Annotated in this window: 5 protein-coding genes; 3 read left to right on the top strand and 2 right to left on the bottom strand. The window is 42.0% G+C overall.

The features are described 5' to 3' along the window. Positions 1-433, top strand: a 433-nt coding sequence (locus tag ACJ751_RS03360; protein WP_407743959.1) for a DUF488 family protein, incomplete at its 5' end; no start/stop codon positions are given. A gap of 12 nt (positions 434-445) precedes the next feature. After that, on the top strand, positions 446-1,126 hold the full coding sequence (locus ACJ751_RS03355) for a methyltransferase domain-containing protein (protein ID WP_407743958.1): 681 nt from the start codon (positions 446-448) through the stop codon (positions 1,124-1,126). A gap of 10 nt (positions 1,127-1,136) precedes the next feature. Here ACJ751_RS03355 and ACJ751_RS03350 read toward each other — a convergent pair whose 3' ends face one another. Both ACJ751_RS03350 and ACJ751_RS03345 read right to left on the bottom strand, forming a co-directional pair. Beyond that, complete coding sequence (locus ACJ751_RS03350) at positions 1,137-1,682, bottom strand: hypothetical protein (protein WP_407743957.1); 546 nt, start codon at positions 1,680-1,682, stop codon at positions 1,137-1,139. After that, entirely contained in the window at positions 1,679-2,146 is a 468-nt protein-coding gene (locus ACJ751_RS03345; RefSeq protein ID WP_407743956.1) for a hypothetical protein, read from the bottom strand. The genes ACJ751_RS03350 and ACJ751_RS03345 overlap by 4 nt, the downstream gene beginning before the upstream one ends. A 443-nt stretch (positions 2,147-2,589) precedes the next feature. On the opposite strand from ACJ751_RS03345, the gene ACJ751_RS03340 reads away from it, so the two are divergent. Beyond that, a complete protein-coding gene (locus ACJ751_RS03340) occupies positions 2,590-4,113 on the top strand; it encodes a hypothetical protein (RefSeq protein WP_407743955.1) in 1,524 nt (507 codons plus the stop codon). Positions 4,114-4,441: the final 328 nt, after the last annotated feature.

The following is a 4,441-nucleotide window of genomic DNA, read 5'->3' as shown; positions in this document are numbered from 1 at the left end:
ATACCTCATTGATGCCCGGTCAATACCCTATTCCAAATTTCATCCACAGTTCAGCAAGGATGCATTGAAAACGTTCCTGGAACAAAATGGGGTCAGGTATGTTTTTATGGGAGATGAGATAGGAGGGCGGCCAATCGATGCATCCTGTTATCGCCAGGGAAAAGTTGACTATGACATTTTAAAAACAAAAGACTTTTTTAAGAGGGGTATTGAGCGGTTGAAAACAGCGTACAATAAAGATATTAACGTGGCCATCATGTGCAGTGAACGAAAGCCCTCCGAATGCCACAGAAGCAGGTTGATTGGCAAGGTGCTGGATGCCGAAGGAATAATGGTGCAGCATATTGATGAAACCGGTAATTTAAAAGACCAGAAGGCCGTGGCGAGTGAATTTAATAAAGGGTATCAGTCAGGGGATCTGTTTGGGAATTAGAATCTATTTAACATGAAACTACTCGCTGAAAACGAATTGATCTGGTCATGGGTGGTAGCCAATTCAAAAATGAACCGCGAGCGCAATGCCAGTGGGGTGAATAGTTATGAAAAGGAGTTGAAGTTCAGACCGGAGGAATTTCTTGAAAAGCACATCCAACAATACGGCCAGGTAAAATGGCTGGACCTTTGTTGTGGACAGGGTAAAGCACTTATTCAAACCGGAGAATGGCTTTTAAGCAAAGGGTTGCAGGATAAAGCCACTTTAAAGGGTATTGACCTGGTAGATGCCTTTCAAACAATCTCACGGGATATAACCTGCGTTGATTTTGAAGTAAGGTCACTGGTCGATTGGTCATCCATAGTACAATTTGATCTTATCACCTGCGTACGTGGTCTGCATTATATTGGCGACAAAATAAAAGTGCTCGCATCAGTTTTTGAAAGATTAACACCGGAAGGCGTATTCATTGCCAATCTTGACCTGAGCAATATTCAAATTGAAAATATAGACACGGAGGATTACCTGCTGCATTGTTTTAAGAAGCACGACGTTCAATATAACCGTCGCACCCGGATTTGGAATGTAAAGGCGCTCGGCAGATTGATTTCTCACTTATCTATAAAGGGGCCAATGATGAAGTGGGGCCTAACTATACCGGGCAGGATGCGGTGTGTTCGGTGTATGGGATAGAATGACCTTATTAAGCCAATTGTTTTTCTGTTATCATAGCAGTAACAAACTTTTTTTCTTTTTTCCTCAATTCCTCATTAGTAGAAATCTCGTGTAATCGTTGTTTTTCAACCAACCTGATCCAATAGGTGGCGGGAATGATATTGTTTGAATGGATCTCAAGCCTGATGGTAATATAATCAGGGGGCATCCGGTGATTGTTGATTAATTGGCTTAACAAAGTTTCATCAATACTGATCTCTTCGGCAAAATCTTTCCTTTTCTTTTCAAGTAACTCAACATATCTTTTGAGAAAGAAACCAAATGTGAATTCAGGATTGAATCCTTCCTTACTATCGAGGTAATCTTCTATTCGAAATCTTAAATGATATAGCCGCAGAGAATTTTTGGTTTCCTCTGTCATCTCTGCTTGCGTTTTTTTACGGGCAGCAGCCAATTGCTCTGCTGCTTCTTTTTGTTGTTTCGCTGTAAGCTTAACGGGAAATACAAAACCATTGACTAATTCCTCAGGCCCATGTTCCTTTAATAGTTTTTTATAAAGTCTTTTGTAGTTCATGCAACATATTTTTTTATTATCATTTGTAATGCATCACTTTCTAAATACAATTGCCATCCGCCATAGATCATATGATACTTTTGCTTGTAATGATTGACCAATGTAGTCTTTGGGACTAATGACACGCAGGCACCTTCCGAATACTTATCAGCAGACAGCCGGCAGGCAAAAGCAATCAGGCAACCGGCAATTCTATCGTATTGCTTAAACTTTCCCTGGTTTTCTCTCGAATTGGCAATTAGCTTAATTTCTATTCTTTTTTCTGCAGGATGATCTACCAATGCCATAACGCCTAAAATATCATCATTGCCGTCAATTTGCAACTTGTAAATGGTGGCAGTTTGCCTTAATAGTTTCCAGGTAAAAAAGTATCTCGATTTGGTAAGGGTTGCAAAATCTATAGGTTCTACCTGGTTAATAACGGCCTTTTTGCAAACGCCACTACACACTTCAATTATATACATAAAGGTACAAAAAGTTTACAAAAAATGTAAAGAAATTAAGCGCGTTATTACTTGCTCAAGTGCCCCCTCTTATAGTGTAGTTGTTGTGTGTGTGATGTTCTAAAATACAAACGAGTCCTATTATTAATCGATTACTGTCGACTTCCTTACAAAAACATGATCAAAATCAAAAACTTTCCACGTTGATGTTCTTCCACCAAAATCCCGTAGTATTACGTTTTCTTTTCAGGTGTATTACGGGTGCACGATCCAGTTAAATCATGCATCTTCGTTCTAACCACGTAAGTAATCCCTCCTAAGGTTAATGGCAATTCAAGTAGCATGATCCGTATCTCCCTGTTTCCCGGGAATACCCAACCACACAACATACTGTAACAGTTGCATGAAGGGCTACCAACATGTTTTATAACCATTGTCAATAACCAACATTAAATCTCACTTTTATGCTTACTGAAGAGAGCATCTCCCTACCGCCTATTTTTACTGCAGTTACTGCATTGTTTAGTAAGTGGACTGAAACGCCCATTGAACCCACCACTTCCATTATGGACAGTGCCTGGAATAATGCGGGTGAATTTCAATTTCCAAATGGCTGGGTGTATGCCAAAAACGACGCTAAATTCCTGTACATGGTCCTCGATGTAGTGGCCGATACCGGAAACGATTTCGGGACCAATGATTATTACTGGCTCAGTTTTGATGTAGATGAGAATAAGGGCATCTCGGCCAACAAAGATGTGAACTATGGTTTGTTTCCCGGCTTCCCTAATAAAATGGGTATTCAAAAATACCTGGGACCCGGCACCTGGACAGGCATTTCTGAACCACCGGAATCAAAAAGCCGTGTTGAATATGGCCCTTCACCCAAATCATCCACTCCGCACCGCATTTGGAAATTCAAGATCTCGTTAACGGAGATAAACGCCAGTCTGTTCTCCCTGTTGGGATTGCCCTTTACCTATTTTGGTTTCCGGGTAAGTTCTACCAACCCTGCTTTTACCACAGATTTTCCCGCCAACTTCTTTCAGAATTTCTCCAATTTAACGAAGCTGTATTTTGCCCGCAAACCAGCGCCCAATCCAACTTTGTTAGGAACCATTATTGGCACCGTTGGACTTATACCAACATCGGCTTCGGTATTGAACGCGGCTACCGGTCGCGCCACCACCACCGCTGGTTATTTTATTGAGGCGCATAATGCCGCTTTTGGCGGGGTGTTGAACTTTATTGCTAACCGCGTAAATGTTACTGCTCTTGTTGGGATAGGAGCACATAAATATCGTATTCTGCATGCAGTGCCTGGCAGCGCTACCTTTCTGCCACTGGTTTCTGCGTGGAGTAATTATCGTTGGACGGGCATGAACTATGTACCGGAATCTTTCTCGGCCGATTTGAATAAACAATATACCCTTCTGAATCCAGCTGCAGAATACTCCATTGATGACCTGTTGATACAATTCTCCACCTATGGCATGGATACCGGTTTGCATAGATTCAAAGTGGAGTTCTTTAAAGCCGATGGCGTTACGCCGGTTGCTTCTGCACCGCAGGTGTTGACATTGTACATCGATAACAATGTGCCCAATGTGAATATCAACAGTATAAAACATGGCGCTACTGAAGTAACTGCCTGCGCTATTGAAAATATAGGACCTGGCGCTGATGGCCTTACTTTTAATGTTACGGCCAACGATCCTGAAGGCAACCTGCTTTCGTGGAGCTTTAGTGCAACCTATGGCGAGAACCAGTCAGTGGCTATTTACAGCCAGCAGTACGAAACTGCCGTTCCGCCTGGAACCAACTGGGCCGGGGTATTGAACTTTGCAGTGCCTACCGCACCTGCCAACTGGCGGCCGCCCATTCAATGCGCTTACAGCTTTATTGTGCAGGCCTATGCCCGTACAACCAATGGCTATGGGTATATCGGCTATACAAACTATCATCGCAATTTAACCTTGCTGGTATAATGAAATGAGTTAATAAGTTGAAAAGTTAACAAGAATGATAAGACCTGGTAAATTGAGTTGCTTTGGCAGCTTCAGTTTGCCGGGTTTTTTTATGGTCAATGGTCAATGGTGAATGGTCAATGCTTTCTGCTATTGAAGAAACCGGTAACTGGTAACCAATACACTAACCGTGGGTCTGTGAAATAGACCAGTTATACAGTTTCCTGCAAAAAACTGTTTTTTTCAAGGGCACATTGCACGCTCAGATGCGTCTTAATAGACAGTCTGATAATTTTTGTTCAACCGCTGGCATTGAGGCATGCTTTTGACTACATGATAAGTCTCCATT

It is taken from the genome of Niastella sp. (genome assembly GCF_045805085.1).
Classification (GTDB): Bacteria; Bacteroidota; Bacteroidia; order Chitinophagales; family Chitinophagaceae; genus Niastella.
This window is presented reverse-complemented; position numbering and strand designations above follow the sequence as displayed.